Here is a 19,955-nt window from a genome sequence, read left to right on the forward strand (position 1 = left end):
CACGTCCTTTTCCGCGTTCGTCAACGTGACGGTCGTGCCGTCAATTTTCAGCGTGTTGTCCTTCACCAGCTTCGAGGTGTCGACGACCGCGCTGACCGTGTTCTTCGCGGTCGCGACCACGCCGGAGTCGTTGGTCTTGACGTTGATGGCTGCCGCGATCTGCGCCGCATCACCTGCGGTGGTCGATCCGATGGTCGCGCCGTTGATCTTGAGGTCGCCCGAGCCGAGCGCCCCGGTCGGAACCACGCCCTGCTTGGAGGCGGTCAGGCCCAGCGACGAGGTGCGGGTGTCGGTCAGCTTCATGTCGATGGTCTGGTCGGCGTTGATGCCGGTCTGCAGCTTGACGTTGTCGGCGCTGCCGTCGAGCAGATTGACGCCGTTGAACGAGGTGGTCTTCGCGACGTTTGAGATTTCCTGCGTCAGCTGGGTCATTTCCGACTGGAGCGCGGTGCGATCCGAGTCCTTCAGCGTGCCGTTGGCCGACTGGGTCGACAGTTCCTTCATGCGGGTCAGCATGTTGGTGACTTCGCCCATCGCGCCTTCGGCGGTCTGCGCCAGGCTGATGCCGTCGTTGGCGTTGCGGACGGCCATCGCCATGCTCTTGGTCTGGCTCGCCATGCGGTTGGCGATCGCGAGGCCGGCGGCGTCGTCCTTCGCCGAGTTGATGCGCTTGCCGGTCGACAGGCGCTCCATCGAGGTCGACAGCGCCTTGCTCGCCATCGTCGAAGCGTTGGTGGCGCGCATCGCCGAGGTGTTGGTGTTGATCACGGTCATGGGAAAATCTCCATCTACCGGCCCGTCCCGCCGCCCCCGAATGAGCAGGTGGCCGTGCCGTCACCGCATCAAACGGCTGCCCGCGCCGGACCTTTAGCGTTGCCGTGAAGGATTTTTTCGTCGGGGCGGGCCCCGATCCCTTCCCTACGTATACGCGCGCGCACGCCCGGAAAAAACCTGCCGGTCTGCCGGCAACTATACCGCGCGTTAACCACCGCGGCCGCATCACGTTCGCACTGATTCGAGGGAATTTCTCGCCATGCGTTCGATCATGCCGACAGCCATCGTGGAGCGCGCGCACCTGACGCTCGTGTCCTCGCTGCGCGCGCAGGGCTTTGCCGTGCAGGCGCCCGCCGTGCGGCCGCAGCCGAACGTCGCCTATCTCGTCGCCGAGGGCGAGGCGGTGCCCGCCCCGGCGCGCACGCTGATCGTCGGCAATGCCGGACGCGAAGTAATCCCGTTCCGCGACGGCCAGCCGGCGCGCATCGCCTACGGCCACGAGGATGCGGCGGTCGGCAACGCCTTCGCGCGCGCGCTGGTCGGCGGGCCGGAGCTGCCGACCGCCGCCGATCCCGAGTCGCTGGCGCTGCTGGCGCTCGCCGAGCGCGTCGCGCAGGCCGACATCACCGTGCTCATCAACGGCCCGACCGGTACCGGCAAGGAAGTGCTGGCGCGCACGATCCACCTGAACTCGTCGCGTCGTGACGGCCCGTTCGTCGCGATCAACTGCGCCGCGCTCCCCGAGACGATGCTGGAGGCGATGCTGTTCGGCCATCAGAAGGGCGCGTTCACCGGCGCGTCGTCGGGCGGCGAGGGCTTCTTCCGCGCCGCGAACGGCGGCACGCTGCTGCTCGACGAGATCGCGGAGATGCCGCTCAACCTGCAGGCCAAGCTGCTGCGGGTGTTGCAGGAGCGCGAGGTGGTGCCGATCGGCGCGACGATGCCGCAGGCGGTCGACGTCCGCGTTGTCGCCTGCGCCAACCGCGATCTTCAGGCCGAGGTGGCCGCGGGCCGGTTCCGCGCCGATCTTTATTACCGCCTGTCGGTGTTCCCGCTGTCGACCCGCGCACTCGCCGAGCGGACGCAGGACATTCCCGCGCTCGCCGCGACGATGATCCTGCGCCATGCCGGCACGCGCGCCTCGGTGCCGTGGCCGAGCGACGCGGCAATCGCGCGACTGGTCGCGCACGACTGGCCGGGCAACGTCCGCGAGCTGGAGAACGTGATCCAGCGCGCGCTGCTGTTCGCGGGAGGCGACACGATCGAGGCCGAGCACATCGTGTTCGATCGTCCGGCCGCGCCGCGCCTCGCTCCCGTCAACGGCGGTGACGACAATACGCTCGGGCAGGTCGTGCAATTTTCCGAATTCGCCGCGATCCGCGAGACGCTGGCGGCGTGCGGCGGCAGCCGGATCGAGACCGCCAGGCGGCTCGGCATCTCCGAGCGGACGCTACGCTATCGCCTCGCCAAGGCGCGCGAGCAGGGTGACGACCTCGCCGCCGGCACCAGCCGGATGCTGTCGGCATGAGCGCGATCGGAGGCGTCGGCGGCGTTGACCGGGTGATGGCGCTGCGCGCGCAGATCCTCGAGCGCAACGCCGCACTGAACCGCGCCGGCGGCGCCGCATCGGCGACCCCCGCCCCGGCTACCGGTGGCGCGGCCAACGCGACCAGCTTCGCCGATACGATGCAGTCGGCAATCGCCAAGGTGAACGACGGCCAGCAAAAGGCCTCGGCGCTGTCGGAGCAGTACGAACGCGGCGAAACCGTCGACATCGCCAAGGTGATGCTCGCGCGTCAGGAAGCGTCGGTCGGCTTCGAGGCGACCCTGCAGGTCCGCAACAAGATCCTGTCCGCGTACAAGGACATCATGAGCATGCCGGTCTGATATGAGCAACGCTCTCACCCCGCAGAACCCGGTGCCGGTCACGCTGGTCCCCGAGAAGTTCGCCAATCCGCTGCGCCAGATCCAGGGCGTGATGGCGCAGCCCGCGGTGCGGCGCGCCGGGCCGATGGCGTTGATGGTCGGGCTGATCGGCGCGGCCGGGCTCGCCTGGTCGGCGCTGTCGACGCCGCCGCAGAAGACGTTGTTCGCCGGCCTGCCCGATGCGGACAAGGCGGCGGTTACCACGGCGCTGTCGGCCGCGAACATCCCCAGCCATATCGACGATTCGCAGGGCACGCTGACCGTCAACGAGGAGGATTTCTCCAAGGCGCGGCTGCTGCTCGCCGGACAGGGGCTGCCGAAGGCGGCGCCGGGTGGCTATGCGATCCTCGACGAGCTGCCGATGGGCGTCAGCCGCGCGGTCGAGGGCGAACGCCTTCGCCAGGCGCGCGAGACCGAGCTGGCCCGCTCGATCCAGGAGATCGATGCGGTCGCCGAGGCGCGCGTCCATCTCGCGATGCCCGAGGCGAGCGTGTTCGTGCGCGACAATGCCGCGCCGTCCGCGTCGATCGTGGTCAAGCTGCAGGGCGGCCGCTCGCTGAGCGACGCGCAGGTCCAGTCGATCGTGAACCTGGTCGCCTCGTCGGTGCCGGGGCTGAAGCCCGACGCCGTGACGGTCGTCGACCAGATGGGCGGGCTGCTCACCAAATCGGGCGACGGCCCCGACAGCGCCAACGACAAGCGCATCGAATTCCAGCGTCGCGTCGAGGACAAGTATCGCCAGCAGCTGATCCAGTTGCTGACCCCGCTGGTCGGCGCGGGCAATTTCACCGCCGAGGTACAGGCCGACGTCAACCTCGACGAGACCAGCGCGACGCGCGAGAGCTACGACAAGGAAGGCCGGCTGCGCGCCGAGACCGGCAACTGGACCGGCAACATGGCGACGAACGCGCCGCCCGGCGGCATTCCGGGTGCACTGAGCAACACGCCCCCGCCCGCCTCGCAGCTTTCCACACCGCAGCCCGCGACCGGCAACCCCGGCACGCCCGCGCCGCAGCCCGCCGCGGGCGGCCCCGCGCCCGACGCGGCCAAGCAGACCGATGCGTTCCAGCGCGCCTATGATCTGAACAAGGAAGTCTCGGTCACGCGCGCCGCGCCGGGCAACATCAAGCGGCTGTCGGTCGCGGTGCTGCTCCGCGATCCGGAGAAGGCCAAGCGCACCGCAATGGAAATCCAGCAGATCAACGATCTGGTGAAGAGCGCGGTCGGTTTCGACCAGGCGCGCAACGACAATGTCACGGTTATCAGCCGCAAGTTCGCCGACGCCAGCGCCGATGCCGCCGCCGCGCCCAAGTGGTACGACAATGCGCTGGTGCCGATGCTCGCGCGCAACCTGACCGCGCTCGTCATCGCGTTGCTGGTGCTGCTGCTCGGCGTGCGTCCGATCGCCAAGGCGCTGATGAAGAAGCGCGAGGACGCCACCACGGCCAAGGAAGCCGCCGCGTTGGCGGACGGCACCAAGAGCGGCGGCGCGGCGCTGACCGATGCCGCGGGTGCAACGGCCGTCGGCCCGGACGGCGAGCAGATCGCGGTCCAGCAACCCGTCAGCCTCGACCAGATCGAGACCAGCCAGAGCTACGAGGAGCGGATCGACGCGGTGCGCGGCTTCACGCGCGACAATCCCGCGCGCGCGGCGCTGGCGGTGCGTGACATGCTGGTCGCGGACGCCAAGCCGTGACCGAAGTCGCCACCGCCCCGCGCATCTTCACCGGCGTCGAGCGCGCCGCGGTGCTGATGATGCTCGTCGGCGAGGAAGAGGCCGCCGCGATCCTCCAGAAGCTCGACCCCGAAGAGGTCCGCAAGCTGGGCACCGCGATGTTCGCGGTCGCCGACGTCAGCGAGGACGAGGTCGAGCTGGTGCTCGACGATTTCGTCGGCAAGGCGCGCGAGCGCACCGGCATCACCTTCAACCCCGGCCCCAAGGTCGAGGCGGTGATGACGCGCGCGCTCGGCCGCGACAAGGCCGAGAGCGTGCTGGCGCAGATCACCCCCGCCGAGGCGGTGTGCGAGATCGACCTGCTCGACTGGCTCGACGCCAAGGAGATCGCGGCGATGCTCGACAAGGAGCATCCGCAGATCTGTGCGGTGATGATCGCCAATCTCGATCCGTCGATCGGCAGCCAGGTGCTCGAACTGCTGCCCGAGCTGACGCAGCCCGATATCCTGCACCGCATTGCGCGGCTGGGGCCGATCACGCCCGACGCGGTCGACGCGCTGCGCACGCTGATCGCCAGCCGCACCGGCGGCGGCAGCGCGAGCGGCGGCGGTGGCGGGTCGTCGACCGCGCTGCAACTGGGTGGCGCACGCGAGGCGGCGAAGATCCTGCAGGGCGCGCGCAAGTCGACCGAACAGCGTGTCATGCCGAAACTGCTCAAGATGGACCGCGATATCGCGCGACAGATCGAGGAGGCGATGTTCGTCTTCGACAATTTGCTGGAGCTGGACGACAAGGGGCTGGGCACGCTCATCCGCAACGTCGACGGCGACACGCTGGGTCGCGCGCTGAAGGGTGTGGACGAGGCGGCGCGCAACCGCATCCTCGGCTGCATGTCGGCACGCGCCGCATCGGGCATTCGCGACGATATGGAAGCACGCGGACCGATGAAGCTGAGCGAAGTGCTCGAAGCGCAGAAGGCGATCATCCAGATCGCCCGCAACCTTGCCAAGGACGGCACCATCAACCTCGGGGCAGGCGACGACGATTATGTCTGAGGCGGATTTCGTCAGTGGTATGCCCTCGCGCGCCGATGCGGCGGCGCTCAGCCGCACGCGCGCGCAATCCGGGATCGCGCCGGGCTTCACGCCCGCGGACCTGATCGCGCGCATCGAACAGGCGTTCGGTGCACGCTCCCCCGCACCGTCGTTCACGGAGGAAATGTCGGACGAGGCGGCGGGCGACCAGCCGCGCCACTTCTCCCCCGCCGATCGCGAGTCCGATCCGACCGCCGGCTGGGACATGCTGGACGCCGACGCGCCGATCCCGGCCTGCGTCGAACAGATCGAGGCGGCGCGGATCGCCGGCTATCACGAAGGGCTCGCCGACGCCGCGATGGCGGCGGACGCGGTGGTGTCGCGTGAGCGCGAGCTGCTGGAGGCGGTCGCGGGCGCGATGAAGGCCGGCGGCGCGATCGACCGCGTCGCGCTGGCCGAGGCGCTGCGCCGCACCGTCACGATGCTGGTGACGCAATTGGTCGGCGAGATCGGCGTGTCCGCGCCGTTGCTCGCTGCGCGCGTCGAGGCCGCGACCGAGCTTCTGGCGGACGCCAGCGAGTCGGCGATGCTGCGCGTCCACCCCGAGGATCTGCCGCTGCTCGAAGGCCGCGTGCCCGGCACCGTCTTCCCGGTCGCCGACGAAAGCGTCGAACGCGGCAGCTTCGTCATGGAGGCCGCGTCGACGATCGTCGAGGACGGCCCGGCGATGTGGCTGGAGCAACTCTCCTCCGCGATCGAGCGCGCGGCAGTGCCGGCGTGCTGAACCAGTTCGCCGAGGATTACCTCGGCACGCTCGCTCTCGCCGGCCCGCGGCCCAAGGCGCGCGTCGCCGGTCGGCTATCGTCCTACGACGGCTTGCTGATGGAAGCGGTCGGACTGTCGTTGCCGGTCGGCACCGTCTGCAAGATCGGCGCGGAGGGCGGGCAGCAGGTCGAGGCCGAGGTCATCGGCTTCCGCAACGGCCGCACGTTGATGATGAACCTCGGCGGCCCCGCCGCCCTGCTCCCCAACGCGCCCGTCCGCCCGCTCGGCGCGCCGGGTGAGGCGGAGGTCGGCGCAGCGATGCTCGGGCGCGTCGTCGACGGCGCGGGCAATCCGATCGACGGGCTCGGCCCGATCCGTGGCGCGGGCCGCTGGCCGCTCGCCGGGCATATGCAGTCGCCGCTCGACCGTGGCCGCGTGCTCGCGCCGATGGACGTCGGGGTGCGCGCGATCAACGGCTTGCTCACCGTCGGGCAGGGCCAGCGCGTCGGGATCATGGCCGGCTCGGGCGTCGGCAAGTCGGTGCTGCTCGGGATGATGGTGCGCGCGGCGCAGGCCGATGTCGTCGTGATCGGGTTGATCGGCGAGCGCAGCCGTGAGGTCGCCGACTTTCTCGAAACCAAGGTCGCGGGCGAGGCGCGCAAGCGCTCGGTGGTGGTGGCGGTGCCCGCCAACCACTCGCCGGTGCTCCGCATCCGCGGCGCGCTGCGCGCCACCGCGATCGCCGAGGCGTTCCGCGCCGAGGGCAAGAGCGTGCTGCTCATCATCGATTCGCTGACCCGCGTCGCGCACGCCGGGCGCGAGATCGGGCTCGCGCTGGGCGAGCCCGCCTCCGCGCGCGGCTATCCGCCGTCGGCGATCGCGATGCTTCCCAATCTGCTGGAGCGCGCCGGGTCGGACGTGCACACCGGCGGATCGATCACCGGCATCTACACCGTGCTGGCGGATGGCGACGACGGCAACGACCCGGTCGTCGACTCGGCGCGCTCGATCCTCGACGGGCATATCGTGCTGAGCCGCGCGATGGCCGAACGGGCGGTCTATCCGGCGATCGACATCTCCAAATCGATCAGCCGCGTGATGAACGACATCGTGCCGCAGCATCACCAGCAGGCCGCGCGCGTCCTGCGCCGCCATCTGGCAACCTATGAGGAAAATCGCGATCTCGTGCTGATGGGCGCGTATCGCAGCGGCAGTGATCCGGCGATCGACGCCGCGATCGCCTATCAACCCGCGATCATGGAATTCGTGCGCCAGGACACGCACCAGATGGTGTCGCTGGACGATGCCGAGATGGAGCTGGTCGGCGTCTTCGGCGATGCCTGACGCCAAGCGGCTGAAGCGTCTGCACCGCGTCCGCACGCTCCAGCTCGGGCTGGCGCGCGCCGACGAGGCCCGCACCCAGGCGCAGCTGAGCAGCGAGACGCAATTGGCGCAGCGTATCGCGCAGCTCGCCGATGCGGTCGCCCCTGCCCCCGCCACGCTCGCCGGCGCGGCCAATCTCGCCGCGACCGCGCATTTCCGCGAGCGGCTGCATCGCTCGGCCGAGGCCGCGATGAACCGCGTCCGCGCCGCCGAGGCGCAGGTCGAACGCAGCACCGAGGCGACGCGCGGCGCCCGCCGCGACCAGAGCGCGGTCGAAAAGCTGATGGAGCGGCAGCACGCCGCCGATCTGCGCGCCGAGATGAAGGCGCTCGAGGACGTGCCCGCGCGCCCGAAGAAGTAAACGGCACGCTCCTTGCAACGTGGCCGGCGAACCCTGTCCACGAAAGCGGCCTGACCCTTGACCACGATCGCAAGCCTTCTCCTGACGACGGCACCGGGCGCGATGCTGCCGGGTGCGGCCTCACCCACGCCGGGCGTGGCGGGCGCGAGCGGCGACTTCCTGAAGCTGGTGCTGCCCGGTTGCGGCGATGGTGTAGCGGTCGGCGCGGTCGGCGTCGCGCCGGGGACGGGTGGCGCGGGGCGGCAGGATCTTGCCGGCTCCGGCACCGGGCTGCCGCTGGTCGATGCCGTGGTGCCGACCGGCGAGGCGGCGCTGGCGTGGCTGGCCGACGCGACCGGCGTCGCCATCCCCCCGCCGCCACCCGCGCTGGCGCTGGCGGAGGTGTCGCCCGTCGCGACCCCCGCGACGCCGGTGGCAGTCCCCATTGTTGCGGCGTCCAAGGCGGCCGCGCCGGTCGCGCTCCCCGACACGCCGGTACAGGCCGCGCGACCACGGCTGCGCGTCGTCACCCCCGACGTGCCGGTGCAGGTGCCCGGGAGCGATCATGTCGACCCGCTGCCCGACGCCGCCGAGGAGGCGAAGCCCGCAACCCATGAGGATCGCGATCCGGCGGCCACGCTGATGGTGGCCGTCGCACCATCGACCGTCACGATCGCCGCCCCGGCTGCGCCTGTGCCCGCCCCGACGCCCGACGCCGCGCCCGTCCCATCGGCGGCTGCGCCGACCGCCACACCTGCGATCGAAGCTGCCCGTCCGGCACCCGTTGCTGCGACGACGCCGGCACGCGGTCAGGCGACCCCAACCGTCGATCGGCCCGCGACCGGGAATGCCCCGGCACCGGAGCCGGGCGCCACCAGCCAGCCGACCCTGACCGCAACCGCCACCGACACGCCTGACGCGACGACCACGACCGGCGATACCCCTGCCGTCACGGCCGCGCGCACGCCTGACGCAATCGCCACGTCCGGCGACACTGTTGCCGCCGCGCCAAACCTCCGGCCCTCCCGCACGACCGCTCCCGCTCCCACCGCCGCCCCGCGTTCCGCGCCGACCGCCGCTCCCGCGCCCGATGCACGCCCGGCGGGACCGCTTCCGCTGGCGTCGAAAGCCGCGGTCGAAGCATCGCAGCCGCCTCGCCGTGGCCAGCGCGTCGAGGCGCAGCCCCGGTCCGGGCCCGCCGCGCCCGCCACCGCGTCGCCCGTCGACGGCGATGCGCCCTCGCCGGTCGTCGAAGTGACCGCCGACACCGCCGCGGCGACCATCACCGACGCCGCGCGCCCCGTCGCGCGTCAGCGCACCACCGTAACGCCGGCCGTGACACCGGCGGAGGTCGCGCCCACGCCCGCGGCGGATATGCCGGCCGCTGCGCAACCGAGCGCCGCCGCCCCGCCGGCTCCCGCCGCCACCGCGCCGGCGGACGTCGCGCCGCCGCGCACGGTCGACGTGCCGGCCTCCCGCGTCCCGCCCCCCCTCGCGCCGCAGGCAAACGCCGCAACACCAGCGCCTGCAGCGGCCCCGGTCGAGCAGCCGCCGCTTGCCGCCGACGCGCCGATCGCGACCGCATCCGTGGACACGCCGCATCGGGAGGCCGCCCCTCGTCCCGCCGACGTCCTTGCGTCCGCAGCGCCCCTGCCGTCCGCTCCGCGTGTCGAGACCGCACCGCCCCGCGCCCAAGCACCCGTGGCAACGACGGTCGCCGCACCCGCGCCCGCCACCCCGGTGATCGCCAGCGCGGCGACGGTACGCGTCGATGCGCCAGTCACGCCGCAGGCGGCAAGCCCCGCCACACCCGCGGTTCCGCTGACGACGCTCCCCGCAGCGTCGCAGCCGCTACCGACCGCTTCCGTGACCACCCCGGAAGCGCCCGTTGGCGACACACAGGGGCCTATTTTCGCGGGCGAGGCGGCACCGGCGGCCCGCGAAACCGCACGCATTGCGCCCGCACCGGTCGCCGCCGACGCCGCCCCCGCTCCGGTGATCGCCTCCGCCGCGCGCACCTTCGCCGAGGCGATCCACCGCGCGGTCACCGCCGAGGATCGCGCCCGCCCCGCCGATCCGACCGCGCCGGTCACGCAGCCACAGGCGACCGCCGCCATCTCCGCCGCCGCGGTCACCGCGACCGGCCAGGCGCAGCAGCAGACGCTCGACATGCGCCAGCCGCACTGGCCCGCCGCGATGATCCAGCACATCGAGAAGCTGCGCGACATGGCCGATTCCAACGACATGCGCATCCGCGTCGTCCCCGATGCGCTCGGCGCGATCGACGTCGCGCTGCGGCGTGAGGGCGATACGGTGCAGGTCCAGCTCACCGCGGAACAGCCGCAGACGCGCGCGCTGCTCGCCGATGCGCAACCGCGGCTGACCGAGATGGCCGAGGCGCGCGGGTTGAAGCTCCACCATGCGCAGCCCGGCGGCACGACCGCGCAGGGCGACCGCCAGCCGTCGCAGCAACAACAGCAACAACGTGCCGCGCCGGTTCCGGCCGCGCCGCCGTCCGCCCTTCGCGCCGCCACCGCGGACGCCGACGATACCGAACAACGAATCGCCTGATTGAGGGAATCGAACGATGAGTGATGCTCCGGCCGCAGACGCCGCGCCCAAGAAAAAGGGCAAGATGAAGATGATCGTGATTGGCGCCGTCGGCGTCATCGTCCTGTTGGGCGGTGGCGTCGGCGCCGGTCTGTATGCCGCGGGCTCGGGCATGGTCGGCGGCGGCGGCAAGCCCGTCGCGCACGAGGATCCCAACAAGCCCAAGCTCGTCCCCAAAAGCGAGCAGAAGCACCCCGGCGAGGGTGGCGAAGGTGGCGAGGGCGGACATGGCGGCGGCGAAGCCGCGGCCGAGGGCGGCGAAGGTGGCGAGGGCGGCGGCGAGGCACATGGCGCGCCGACCCCCGAGGGCCATGGCGGCGAGCCCTATGCCTCGAACTATTTCTCGATGGAAAAGGAGTTCACCTCCAACCTTCAGGATTCGGTGCACTTCATCCAGATCGGGCTCGCGGTGTCGACGCCCTATGACGACAAGGTCATCACAAATCTGAAGACCAACGACATCGCGATTCGCTCTGCGATCCTGCTGACCCTCGGCGATACGACCGAGGATCAGGTGTTCACCGGCGCCGGCAAGGCGCAGCTCCAGAAACGGCTCGTCGCAACGATCAACCAGGTTCTGCGGGAAAAGGAAGGCTTTGGCGGGATCAGTAACGTCTACTTTACCACTTTCGTGGTTCAGTGAACGTAGATGGTTAACAGGCCCGCCTCCCCCGACGCCGGATTCGACTCCGGTACGCCGATCGGCACCGCTGCCGCATTGGGCGGGGGGGCGGGTGCGCCTGCCAAGCTGCACCCGTTCGGCGATCTGCACACGCTGCAGCATCTGTCGGCGCGTGCCGCGCGCGGGGTGCGCCAGACCTTCGAGAGCTATTGGCGCGCCGAGACGCGCGCCTGGGCCGAGCCGCTGGAGGTGCTGCGCCTCGCCGACTATCGCGCGGCGCGCGGCGACAAGCTGACGGCGTGGCTGCCGCTGTCGATGGACGGTCGCCCGGCGCTGTGCGTCGTCGACAGCCAGTTCGTGGTCGAGATCATCGACCTGTTCTTCGGCGGCACCGGCGACGTCTCGCCGGTGCTGGCGCTCGAATTCACCCCCGCGTGCGACGTGATCGTCGCGCGCATCGCCAAGGCATTGGCGCGCGCGCTGGAAACCGCATGGGAACCGCTGGCGCGCGCGCGTTTCACCGCCGAGCCGTTCGAGCTGGGCGGGAACATGATCCCGGGTGTCGAGGCCGACGAGGTGGTGATCGCCACCCGCTTCGCGATCGCGCGCGGCAGCGCCAAGCCCGCGTTCGTCGACATCCTCTATCCGGTCGCGACGCTGAAGCCGCACACGGTCGCGCTGACCGGCAAGGTCGTCGCCAAGCCCAGCGAGGTCGACGCCGAATGGCGCACCCAGTTGACCCGGGCGGCGATGGGCGTGCGCTTCCCGGTCCGCTCGGTGCTCGCCGAGCCGACCATCCCGCTCTCGCGGCTCATGGATCTCAAGGAAGGCGACATCATCCCGATCAGTTTCGGCGCCGACGTGCCGATCGTGGTTGGCGGGATGGCGCTGGGGCTGGGCACCGTGGGCACGTCCAACGGCCGTGCGGCCATTCGCATCTCCAAGTTCGAAGGACCCCTGCAATGAACGACATGACCGGCGGATTTGCCATCGACGCCGCCGTCGCCGCCAACCTGCGGCTGTTGCAGGGCGTCGACGTCAAGCTGACCGTCGAAATCGGCTCGACCACACTGTCGCTGCGCGAATTGCTCGCGCTGGGCGAGTCGAGCGTGATCGAGCTGGACCGGCAGGCGGGCGAGCTGCTCGACGTGCTGGTCAACGGCACGCTGATCGGCCGCGGCGAGATCGTCACCGTCGGCGAGCGCTACGGCGTCAAGATGACCGAACTGGTTTCGCCCGAGAAGCGCGGCTGAGGGGCGATCACGCGATGATGTGGACCTATATCCTGAAGCTGGTCGTGATGCTCCCGCTCGTCTGCGGGCTGATGATCGGCTGCCTGTATCTCTGGCGTCGGCTTGAGGCGCGGATGCCCGGCAAGCCGTCGACGCGCGGGATTGCGGTGCGCGAGACGATGATGATCTCGCCGGGCGTCAAGCTGGCGGTGGTCGATTTCGAGGGACGGCGCCTGCTCGTCTCGGTCAACCGCGCCGGCGTTACCCTGGTCGACAAGGCCGAAGGGCGCGTGCCGGTGGAGCCCGCCGCGTGAGCGCCTCGGCGATGCAGAGCGGCGCGCTGATCCGCCCGCGCGCCCGTGCCGCGGGCAAGCGGTCGCACCTGATCCTCGCGCTGCTCGCGATCATCGTCGCGCTGTGCGTCGCGATGCCGGCGCTGGCGCAGAACTTCCCTGCCCCGGCGCAGCCGGCGGTGCAGGGCGCCCCGGCCGCGCCCGCGCCGGGCGTCGGCGACGCGGTCGACCGCGCGCTCGGCCAATTGTCGCGTGGCGATGCCGGTGCGCAGGGCAACAACGGCTCGATGTCGTTGTCGCTGCAAGTGCTCATCATCATGGGCCTGCTCACGGTGCTGCCCGGCATCGTGCTGATGATGACCAGCTTCACGCGGATCATCATCGTGCTGTCGATCCTGCGTCAAGCGATGGGGCTGCAACAGACCCCGCCCAACCAGGTGCTGATCGGCCTGTCGCTGTTCCTCAGCTTCTTCATCATGGCGCCCGCGATCAACCAGATCAACACGACCGCAATCCAGCCCTATTCGCAGGGGCGGATCAACGGCACGCAATTGATCCAGACCGCCGCCGCGCCGCTCCACGCCTTCATGTCGAAGCAGACGCGCGTGAAGGACGTGACGATGTTCGCGCAGATGGCCAAGTCCGGCCCGTATGCGACGCCGAACGACATCCCCTATTCGGTGCTGCTGCCTGCGTTCGTCACCTCGGAGCTGAAGACCGCGTTCCAGATCGGCTTCCTGCTGTTCCTGCCGTTCATCGTCATCGACCTCGTCGTCGCGACGGTGCTGATGGCGCTCGGCATGGCGATGCTCAGCCCGACGATCATTTCGCTACCGTTCAAATTGCTGTTGTTCGTGCTGGTCGATGGCTGGGCGCTGACGATGGGCAGTCTGGCCAATTCGTTCGCGACCTAGCCTCCCGTCATCCCCGCGAAGGCGGGGATCCAGAACCTCCGACGTATCGCCTCCATCGACAGACCTGCGCGTCTGGATTCCCGCCTTCGCGGGAATGACGAAGAGAGAAGAGTAAGCCCGCCATGCAACCGCTCGTCGACGCCGATTACTTCCTGACCGTCGCCAACCAGACCATGTGGGTGCTGGCGCTGGTCTCCGCGCCGATCCTGATCCCGGCGCTGCTGTCGGGCCTGATCCTCGGCATGGTGCAGGCCGCGACCTCGATCAACGAGCAGACGCTGAGCTTCGTGCCCAAGCTGATCGTCGTCGCGGTGTCGATCATGGTGTTCGGTGCGATGATCCTCGGCTTGCTCAGCGACTTCACCAACGAGATCTTCGCGCGCATCCCGGATCTGGTGCATTGAGCCTGACCTTGGCTGTTTATCGTACCGCGGCGAAGGCCGGGGTCCAGCTGCGGAACGATCGTACTGACAACGATCGGTCCGTATCTGAGCCCCGGCCTTCGCCGTGGCACAGGCGGCACAACTGACATGTTGGGCTTCGGCCTCTCCATCGAACCGCAGCTCTGGGCGCTGATCTTCGTGATGATCCGCGTCGGGGCGGCGTTCATCGCCGCACCCGTGTTCGGCAACGTTTCCGTCCCCTTGCCGGTGCGGATCACGCTGTCGGGCGCGGTCGGGGTGCTGGTAATCGGCACCACGTCGATCCAGCCGCCACCGACGATCTTCGCGCTCGCCACCTTCGTCGCGATCGCCGCCGAGGCGCTCGTCGGGCTGGCGATGGGCTTCATCGTCCAGATCGCCTTCGCCGCACCGCTGGTGGCGGGCGAGATCATCGGCGGTTCGATGGGCATCGGCTTCGCCAATATGATCGACCCCAATTCGGGCCGCTCCAGCCCTGCGGTCGGCCAGTTCCTGTCAATCCTGCTGACGCTGCTGTTCCTGTCGCTCGACGGGCATCTCGTGCTCGTCGACATGGTGGTGAAAAGCTATACAGCCTTGCCGCCCGGCGCGGCATGGCTGGCGGCGGGGCAGATGCGCGACATCGCGCTGTTCGGCGGCTATGCGTTCATGGCCGGGCTGCTGCTCGCCTTGCCGGTCGGGTTCCTGTTGTTGTGCCTCAACCTCGTCATGGGGATGGTGTCGCGCTCGGCCCCGTCGCTCAACCTGTTCTCGATCGGCCTGCCCGCCAGCCTCGCGGTCGGGGTCATCAGCCTCGCGATCGCGCTGCCCGCGATGGGCGATTACATGCAGGTGATCGTCCGTGAGGGTCTCGCCGCCGCGCAAAGCCTGGTGCTCGGCTGATGTCGGAGGGAGGTGACAAGACAGAAGCCCCAACCCAGAAGCGTCGTGACGACGCCAGGGAGAAAGGCGACGTCCTCAAGAGCCGCGACCTCGCGACCGCCTTCGTCGTGCTGGCCGGCATCACCTGGATCATGTTCTTCGGCCCGGCGCTGCTCGCCGCCTGCCGCGAGGTGATGGCGGCGAGCTTCAACTTCGGCCGCGCCGACGTCGAGGATTTCCAGCCATGGCGCCCGCTGATCCAGGCCGGGTGGAAGCTGGCCGCGCCGCTCGGCACGCTGTTCGCGATCACGATCGCCGCCGCGGTCGCCAGCCAGGCCGGGCTCGGGTCGCTGAGCTTCAACGCGAAGCTGCTCACGCCGAAAGCATCGCGGATCAATCCCGGCTCCGGGATCATGCGCATCATCGGAATGCAGGGCTGGATCGAACTCGGCAAGTCGCTGCTCAAGGTGACGCTGCTCGGCGCGATCGGCGCGTGGATGCTGTGGCAGACCGCGCATTTCAGCTTCGGGCTCGCCGCCTCCAACCTGCCGGTCGCGCTCGCCGGGCTGGGCTCGACGCTGACGCATGTCCTGCTCGTCATGGCGATGGGGCTGGTCGCGATCGGCATGATCGACGTGCCGACCCAGATCATGCAGCTCCTCAAGAAGCTGCGTATGACCAAGCAGGAAGTGAAGGACGAGCATAAGGAGAGCGAGGGCAACCCCGAGATGAAGGGGCATATGCGCATGAAGCAGCGCGAGATGCTGTCGGGGGGCATGCACAAGGCGCTCGACCAGGCGCATGTCGTGCTCACCAACCCGACGCACTTCGCGGTGGCGCTGCGCTACGAGCGCGGACGCGACGAGGTGCCGGTGGTGGTGGCCAAGGGACGCGGCGCGCTGGCGCTCGCGATCCGTTCGGCCGCCAAGGATCGCGCGCTGCCGATCCTCGAATATCCGGCGCTGGCGCGTGCCGTTTACTATACCAGCCGCGAGGGACAGGAAGTGCGCGACGATCTGTATCTCGCCATCGCCACCGTGCTGGCTTTTGTCTTCGGACTCAATGCGCAAGCCGGCGGGACGCAGCCGCCGGTCGATGTGCCCGACACCGCACGTTTCGACGAAAATGGTGTCCGCCAGTCATAAAGAATCGCCGCGCGCGGCCGTTTAGGAGAGCATCATGGCGACGATCAGCAGCACCAGCACGAGCAGCACGGCGTCGACGACGAAAACGTCGTCGACGACCGCGTCGTCGACCACCAAGACGGCGAGCGCGTCATCGATCAACAAGTCGACCGCCAACTCGATCCTGACCTCGCTTGGCTCGGGCTCGGGCGTCGACACCGATACGCTGGTCACGCAACTCGTCGACGCGCAATTCGCCGCCAAGCGCGCGCAGATCACCGCCAAGACCGACAAGCTGACCGCGCAGATCTCCGACGCGGCGACGCTCAAGAATTTCGTCAGCGACTTCGCCAAGGCGGTCAACACGCTGGTCACCGGCGGCTCGCTGGCGACGCAGCCGAACGTCAGCGACCCCAAGGTCGCGGGCGCGACTGCGATCTCGGGCGCGCCGATGTCGGCCAGCGCCTCGGCGAACGTCACCGTCACCTCGCTCGCCACGGTGCAGACCGTCACCAGCGCGAAGCTCGCCAAGACCGACCAGTTCGGCAGCGGCAAGCTGACGATCAACATCGGCACCGCAAACTACACCGCCGGCAAGATGGACGGCCTGACGGTCGGCAAGGCCGGCGACGGCAGCGACCTGAGCTTCGACGTCGACGTCGCGCCGCCCAACGACACGCTGTCGGGCATCGCCGCCGCGATAAACGCCAAGAACACCGGCGTCACCGCCGCGATCATCACCGACGCCGATGGCGGCGCGTTCCTGTCGCTGAAGGGGCAGAGCGGTACCGCGCAGGCGTTCTCGGTTACGGGCACCGGCGGGACGCTCGACACGCTCAACGTTGGCCCCAACGCCACCGCGACCTCCAAGATGTCGGTCGTTGGCCAGTCCGCCAATGCCAAGCTGTCGGTCGACGGCGTGTCGGTCGAGCGGCCGAGCAACGAGATCAGCGATCTCGTTCCCGGTATAAAGCTGACGCTGGCCGGCACCGGCTCGATGACGTTGACCGGCACGCGCCCCGACACCGCGTTGACCAATGGCGTCAAGGATTTCGTCGAGACCTTCAACCAGTTGCTCAACGAGGTGAAGCAGCAGACCAACGCGGTCGACGGCAGCCTGCGCGCCGATCCGGCCGCCAAGCAGCTGCTGCGCAACCTGCAGGGCTTCGCGAGCAAGACATTGCTCCCCGACGCCGCCCCGGGCTCGCCCTCGACGCTGGCCGGGATCGGCGTGACCACCGACAAGACCACCGGCGAGCTGACGATCGACGACGCCGCGCTGACCAAGGCGATGAAGGACTCGCCCGATTCGATCCAGGCGATGTTCAACCCGAACAGCTTTGGCGCGACCGGCATCAACGCCGCGATGCAGTCGCTGAAGCTGTCGTCGGGCAGCACGCTGTACGGGCTGGGCGCGACCGACCTGAAGCTGCGCAAGGCGCAGGACGATCTGACGAAGGAAACCGCCAAGATCGACGAGCAGTCGACGCGCTTCTCGGCGCGGCTGACGCAGCAATATGCCAGCATGAACTCGCGCGTGTCGGCCTACAAGCAGACGCAGTCGTTTATGAAGCAGCAGATCGACGGCTGGTACAAGTCGAGCTGATCGGGAGAGACGACAGATCATGGCCTATGCCTCTTCCCTGCTGCGCGATCCGGCGCGCACCTACCGCGAGATCGACCTCGCGGGCCGCACCGCCGCGGCCGACGGTCCGGCGCTCGTCCAGTTGCTCTACGAGGAACTGACGCAGGCGCTGCGCGTCGCCGCCTGGGCGGCCGATCACAAGCAGTTCGCCACCCGCAGCGAACGCATCACCCGCGCCACCGCGATCCTGTTCGCGCTGGAGGCCAATCTCGATTTCGAGAAGGGCGGCGACGTGTCGCGTGCGCTGGCACGCTTCTACGGCGGGTGCCGGCGGCAGGTGATCGAGGCGAGCATCGGCACCGACGGCGCCCCGTTCCGCGCGGTCGCCGCCGAGCTGGAGGAGATCGCCAGCGCGTGGCGTCAGGCACGCGCGGCGTAACCTGCCGTCACCCCCGCGAAGGCGGAAATCCGGACGCGCAGGTCTTCGTAAGAGTCGTTGACGTCCGAGGTTCTGAATCGCCGCCTTCGCGGGAATGACGAAGCAAGTCCGACGGTCACCTCCTGAACCAGTGCCGCTGGACGAACCAGATCACGATCCCCGCCGCGATCACCGCGCAGGCGCCCGCGATCGCGTCGAACGCCCACGGCTCCTCGGCATAGGGCAGTCCCTTGACGTTCATCCCGTACAGCCCGGTCAGGAACGTCAGCGGCAGGAAGATCATCGCCACCATCGCGATCACCAGACTGCGCTGGTCTAGCTGTTCGGCGCGCAGGTCGGTCAGCGCCTCGTGCATCAGCGCGGCGCGCTCGCGGATCGCCTCGACTTCCTCGGCCATCCGCGCGGCGCGGTCGGCGGCGGCCGAGAGATGCGCGCGATCTTCTTCCGCCAGCCAATCGCCGGGGAGCGTCGCCAGCCGCTCCAGCGCGGCGCGCTGCGGGCTGAGGAAGCGGCGGTAGTTGATCGCTTCCGAGCGCATCCGCGTCACCGAACGACGCAGCTCGAAAACGCGGTGCGCGCTGAGCTTCTGCTCGCAATCGTCGAGCCCGTCGCCGAGGTCGGCAACGACCGGGTCGAGATCCTCGGTGATCGCGGTGGCGATCGCGGCGATCAGGTCGCCGGGATCGCGCAGCTCGCCACGCTCTATCGCTTCCTCGACGCGCGACAACGTCACCAGCCGCTTGCGCGAGACGGTGATGACGCGGCCCCTGGTAGCCCAGATGCGGATCGAGGCCAGCACATCCGAGGTATCGAGCGGCTCCTCGGTCCGCCCGCGCAGGTTGACGAACGCGCCCTGCCCGATCTTCTCGGCGCGCGGCCGCGTCTCGGCGGCGGTCAGCGCGTCGACGGTGAAGGCGTCGAGCCCGGCGGCGTCGCGCAGCCATGCCTGTGCCTCGGCGGCGTTGGAGGCGAGATGCACCCAGCGGAACGCCGCGTCGCCCGACAGCCCCGTTTCCGGTGCGACCTTCTCGACCTTGCCGTCATCACTGACGCGCCATGCCACGCCGCTCATGCTCGCATCCCGATATCCACGGTCAACCCGGTGCCGCGTGTCGGTGGTTCATCGCATTGTTCGCGCGCGGCATCGGCGCGCGCGCGGTCGAGGATTGCGGCGGGCACGTCGGCGCGGTGCGTGACACGGTCGGCGGCGGCGAGCAGCCGCGCCTGCCGCAGCGTGAGGTCGTCGGGATCGCGCGAGGCGAGGTCGAGCCGCACGACGCCGGTCGTCGCGCTTCCGGCGAGTACCGCGTCGGCGGCATCGCGCCCGTCGTAAGCGGCGAGCGGATCGAGCGCCGCGCCGGGGGCGAGCGCCGCGCCGATCGCGCGTCGCCGCTCGCCGCCATCGGGCAGCGCGACACGCAACGCCGCGCGCGCGCCGTGCAGCGCCTCGGCAAGCCGTCCGAGCGATGCGGGCAGCACCGCCTCGAGCCGTTGCCGCACCGCCGCCGCCAGCCCGGCCGAGACACCGCCGGTGCCGATCGCGACCAGCACCGGCGCGCGATCGACGATCGCGGGCAATGTGAAGTCGCAGAGTTCGGGGCGATCGACGGCATTCACCAGCACGCCCCGCGCCTTGAGCCGCGCCACCGCTGCGTCGTCATCGGCAACGATCGCGAGCCGGGCGTCCGGATGATCTTCCCCGACGACGATCGCTCCGGCGCGTTCGAGCAAGCGCCGCTTCGGCTCGGCCGCCTCGCCATCGCCGACGAGGATTACCGGGCGGCCGTTCAGGCGGACGAAGAGCGGGAGACTTTGGAGGGTCATGCCGCGCGTCCTCGCGCCGTCATTGCGAGCATAGGGGCCGCCGCCCATGTCGTCACCCCGGCGAAGGCCGGGGCCCAGTTGGGCAACCGAGCCGCATCAAACGACCGGCCCGTCACGGGACCCCGGCCTGCG

20 protein-coding genes and 1 pseudogene are annotated in these 19,955 nt (G+C 69.7%); 18 read left to right on the forward strand and 3 right to left on the reverse strand.

Annotated features, from left to right (window positions below; translation table 11 throughout):
• Positions 1-366: 366 nt before the first annotated feature.
• Positions 367-774, reverse strand: a pseudogene (locus BACI71_RS18175) (flagellin N-terminal helical domain-containing protein); the annotation flags it as partial.
• A gap of 259 nt (positions 775-1,033) precedes the next feature.
• On the opposite strand from BACI71_RS18175, the gene BACI71_RS00280 reads away from it, so the two are divergent.
• The 18 genes from BACI71_RS00280 to BACI71_RS00365 all read left to right on the forward strand — a co-directional run bounded on the left by BACI71_RS00280 (position 1,034) and on the right by BACI71_RS00365 (position 17,999).
• Positions 1,034-2,302, forward strand: a complete 1,269-nt coding sequence (locus tag BACI71_RS00280; protein WP_159753487.1) for a sigma-54 interaction domain-containing protein — start codon at positions 1,034-1,036, stop codon at positions 2,300-2,302.
• A complete protein-coding gene (fliE, locus tag BACI71_RS00285; protein WP_159753490.1) occupies positions 2,299-2,661 on the forward strand; it encodes a flagellar hook-basal body complex protein FliE in 363 nt (120 codons plus the stop codon). The genes BACI71_RS00280 and fliE overlap by 4 nt, the downstream gene beginning before the upstream one ends.
• A gap of 1 nt (position 2,662) precedes the next feature.
• Positions 2,663-4,396, forward strand: a complete 1,734-nt coding sequence (gene fliF / locus BACI71_RS00290) for a flagellar basal-body MS-ring/collar protein FliF (protein ID WP_159753493.1) — start codon at positions 2,663-2,665, stop codon at positions 4,394-4,396.
• Entirely contained in the window at positions 4,393-5,430 is a 1,038-nt protein-coding gene (gene fliG / locus BACI71_RS00295; protein ID WP_268894050.1) for a flagellar motor switch protein FliG, read from the forward strand. The genes fliF and fliG overlap by 4 nt, the downstream gene beginning before the upstream one ends.
• Positions 5,423-6,193, forward strand: a complete 771-nt coding sequence (locus BACI71_RS00300; protein WP_159753496.1) for a FliH/SctL family protein — start codon at positions 5,423-5,425, stop codon at positions 6,191-6,193. Before fliG ends, BACI71_RS00300 begins: the two co-directional genes overlap by 8 nt.
• Positions 6,187-7,518 carry a FliI/YscN family ATPase gene (locus tag BACI71_RS00305; protein WP_159753499.1) on the forward strand — a complete coding sequence of 444 codons (1,332 nt, stop codon included), beginning with the start codon at positions 6,187-6,189 and terminating at the stop codon, positions 7,516-7,518. Before BACI71_RS00300 ends, BACI71_RS00305 begins: the two co-directional genes overlap by 7 nt.
• Positions 7,511-7,918 (forward strand): hypothetical protein, encoded by a 408-nt coding sequence (locus tag BACI71_RS00310; RefSeq protein WP_236552748.1) that lies wholly within the window; start codon positions 7,511-7,513, stop codon positions 7,916-7,918. The genes BACI71_RS00305 and BACI71_RS00310 overlap by 8 nt, the downstream gene beginning before the upstream one ends.
• 57 nt (positions 7,919-7,975) lie before the next feature.
• The gene (locus BACI71_RS00315) at positions 7,976-10,468 is read left to right on the forward strand and encodes a flagellar hook-length control protein FliK (protein WP_159753502.1); all 2,493 of its coding nucleotides are present in this window, start codon (positions 7,976-7,978) and stop codon (positions 10,466-10,468) included.
• Positions 10,469-10,484: 16 nt separating this feature from the next.
• Positions 10,485-11,150 carry a flagellar basal body-associated FliL family protein gene (locus tag BACI71_RS00320; protein WP_159753505.1) on the forward strand — a complete coding sequence of 222 codons (666 nt, stop codon included), beginning with the start codon at positions 10,485-10,487 and terminating at the stop codon, positions 11,148-11,150.
• A gap of 6 nt (positions 11,151-11,156) precedes the next feature.
• Complete coding sequence (locus tag BACI71_RS00325) at positions 11,157-12,095, forward strand: flagellar motor switch protein FliM (RefSeq protein WP_159753508.1); 939 nt, start codon at positions 11,157-11,159, stop codon at positions 12,093-12,095.
• Entirely contained in the window at positions 12,092-12,382 is a 291-nt protein-coding gene (gene fliN / locus BACI71_RS00330) for a flagellar motor switch protein FliN (RefSeq protein ID WP_028967502.1), read from the forward strand. Before BACI71_RS00325 ends, fliN begins: the two co-directional genes overlap by 4 nt.
• 14 nt (positions 12,383-12,396) lie before the next feature.
• Positions 12,397-12,675 (forward strand): flagellar biosynthetic protein FliO, encoded by a 279-nt coding sequence (locus tag BACI71_RS00335; protein WP_028967501.1) that lies wholly within the window; start codon positions 12,397-12,399, stop codon positions 12,673-12,675.
• 11 nt (positions 12,676-12,686) lie between these two features.
• The gene (gene fliP, locus BACI71_RS00340; RefSeq protein ID WP_159760688.1) at positions 12,687-13,568 is read left to right on the forward strand and encodes a flagellar type III secretion system pore protein FliP; all 882 of its coding nucleotides are present in this window, start codon (positions 12,687-12,689) and stop codon (positions 13,566-13,568) included.
• A gap of 122 nt (positions 13,569-13,690) precedes the next feature.
• Positions 13,691-13,972 carry a flagellar biosynthesis protein FliQ gene (gene fliQ, locus BACI71_RS00345; RefSeq protein ID WP_159753511.1) on the forward strand — a complete coding sequence of 94 codons (282 nt, stop codon included), beginning with the start codon at positions 13,691-13,693 and terminating at the stop codon, positions 13,970-13,972.
• Between the two features lie 126 nt (positions 13,973-14,098).
• Positions 14,099-14,872 carry a flagellar biosynthetic protein FliR gene (fliR, locus tag BACI71_RS00350; protein WP_159753514.1) on the forward strand — a complete coding sequence of 258 codons (774 nt, stop codon included), beginning with the start codon at positions 14,099-14,101 and terminating at the stop codon, positions 14,870-14,872.
• Positions 14,872-15,996, forward strand: coding sequence for an EscU/YscU/HrcU family type III secretion system export apparatus switch protein (locus tag BACI71_RS00355; protein ID WP_159753517.1), 1,125 nt, complete (start codon positions 14,872-14,874; stop codon positions 15,994-15,996). The genes fliR and BACI71_RS00355 overlap by 1 nt, the downstream gene beginning before the upstream one ends.
• A 34-nt stretch (positions 15,997-16,030) precedes the next feature.
• Entirely contained in the window at positions 16,031-17,581 is a 1,551-nt protein-coding gene (fliD, locus tag BACI71_RS00360) for a flagellar filament capping protein FliD (protein ID WP_159753520.1), read from the forward strand.
• Positions 17,582-17,600: 19 nt separating this feature from the next.
• Entirely contained in the window at positions 17,601-17,999 is a 399-nt protein-coding gene (locus tag BACI71_RS00365; RefSeq protein ID WP_159753523.1) for a flagellar export chaperone FliS, read from the forward strand.
• A gap of 115 nt (positions 18,000-18,114) precedes the next feature.
• Here the strand turns inward: BACI71_RS00365 and BACI71_RS00370 are convergent, their stop codons facing one another.
• Positions 18,115-19,071 (reverse strand): zinc transporter ZntB, encoded by a 957-nt coding sequence (locus BACI71_RS00370; RefSeq protein ID WP_159753527.1) that lies wholly within the window; start codon positions 19,069-19,071, stop codon positions 18,115-18,117.
• Positions 19,068-19,823, reverse strand: a complete 756-nt coding sequence (locus BACI71_RS00375; RefSeq protein ID WP_159753530.1) for a precorrin-2 dehydrogenase/sirohydrochlorin ferrochelatase family protein — start codon at positions 19,821-19,823, stop codon at positions 19,068-19,070. The genes BACI71_RS00370 and BACI71_RS00375 overlap by 4 nt, the downstream gene beginning before the upstream one ends.
• Between the last annotated feature and the right edge of the window lie 132 nt (positions 19,824-19,955).

Source organism: Sphingomonas sp. 8AM (genome assembly GCF_902506455.1).
Classification (GTDB): Bacteria; Pseudomonadota; Alphaproteobacteria; order Sphingomonadales; family Sphingomonadaceae; genus Sphingomonas.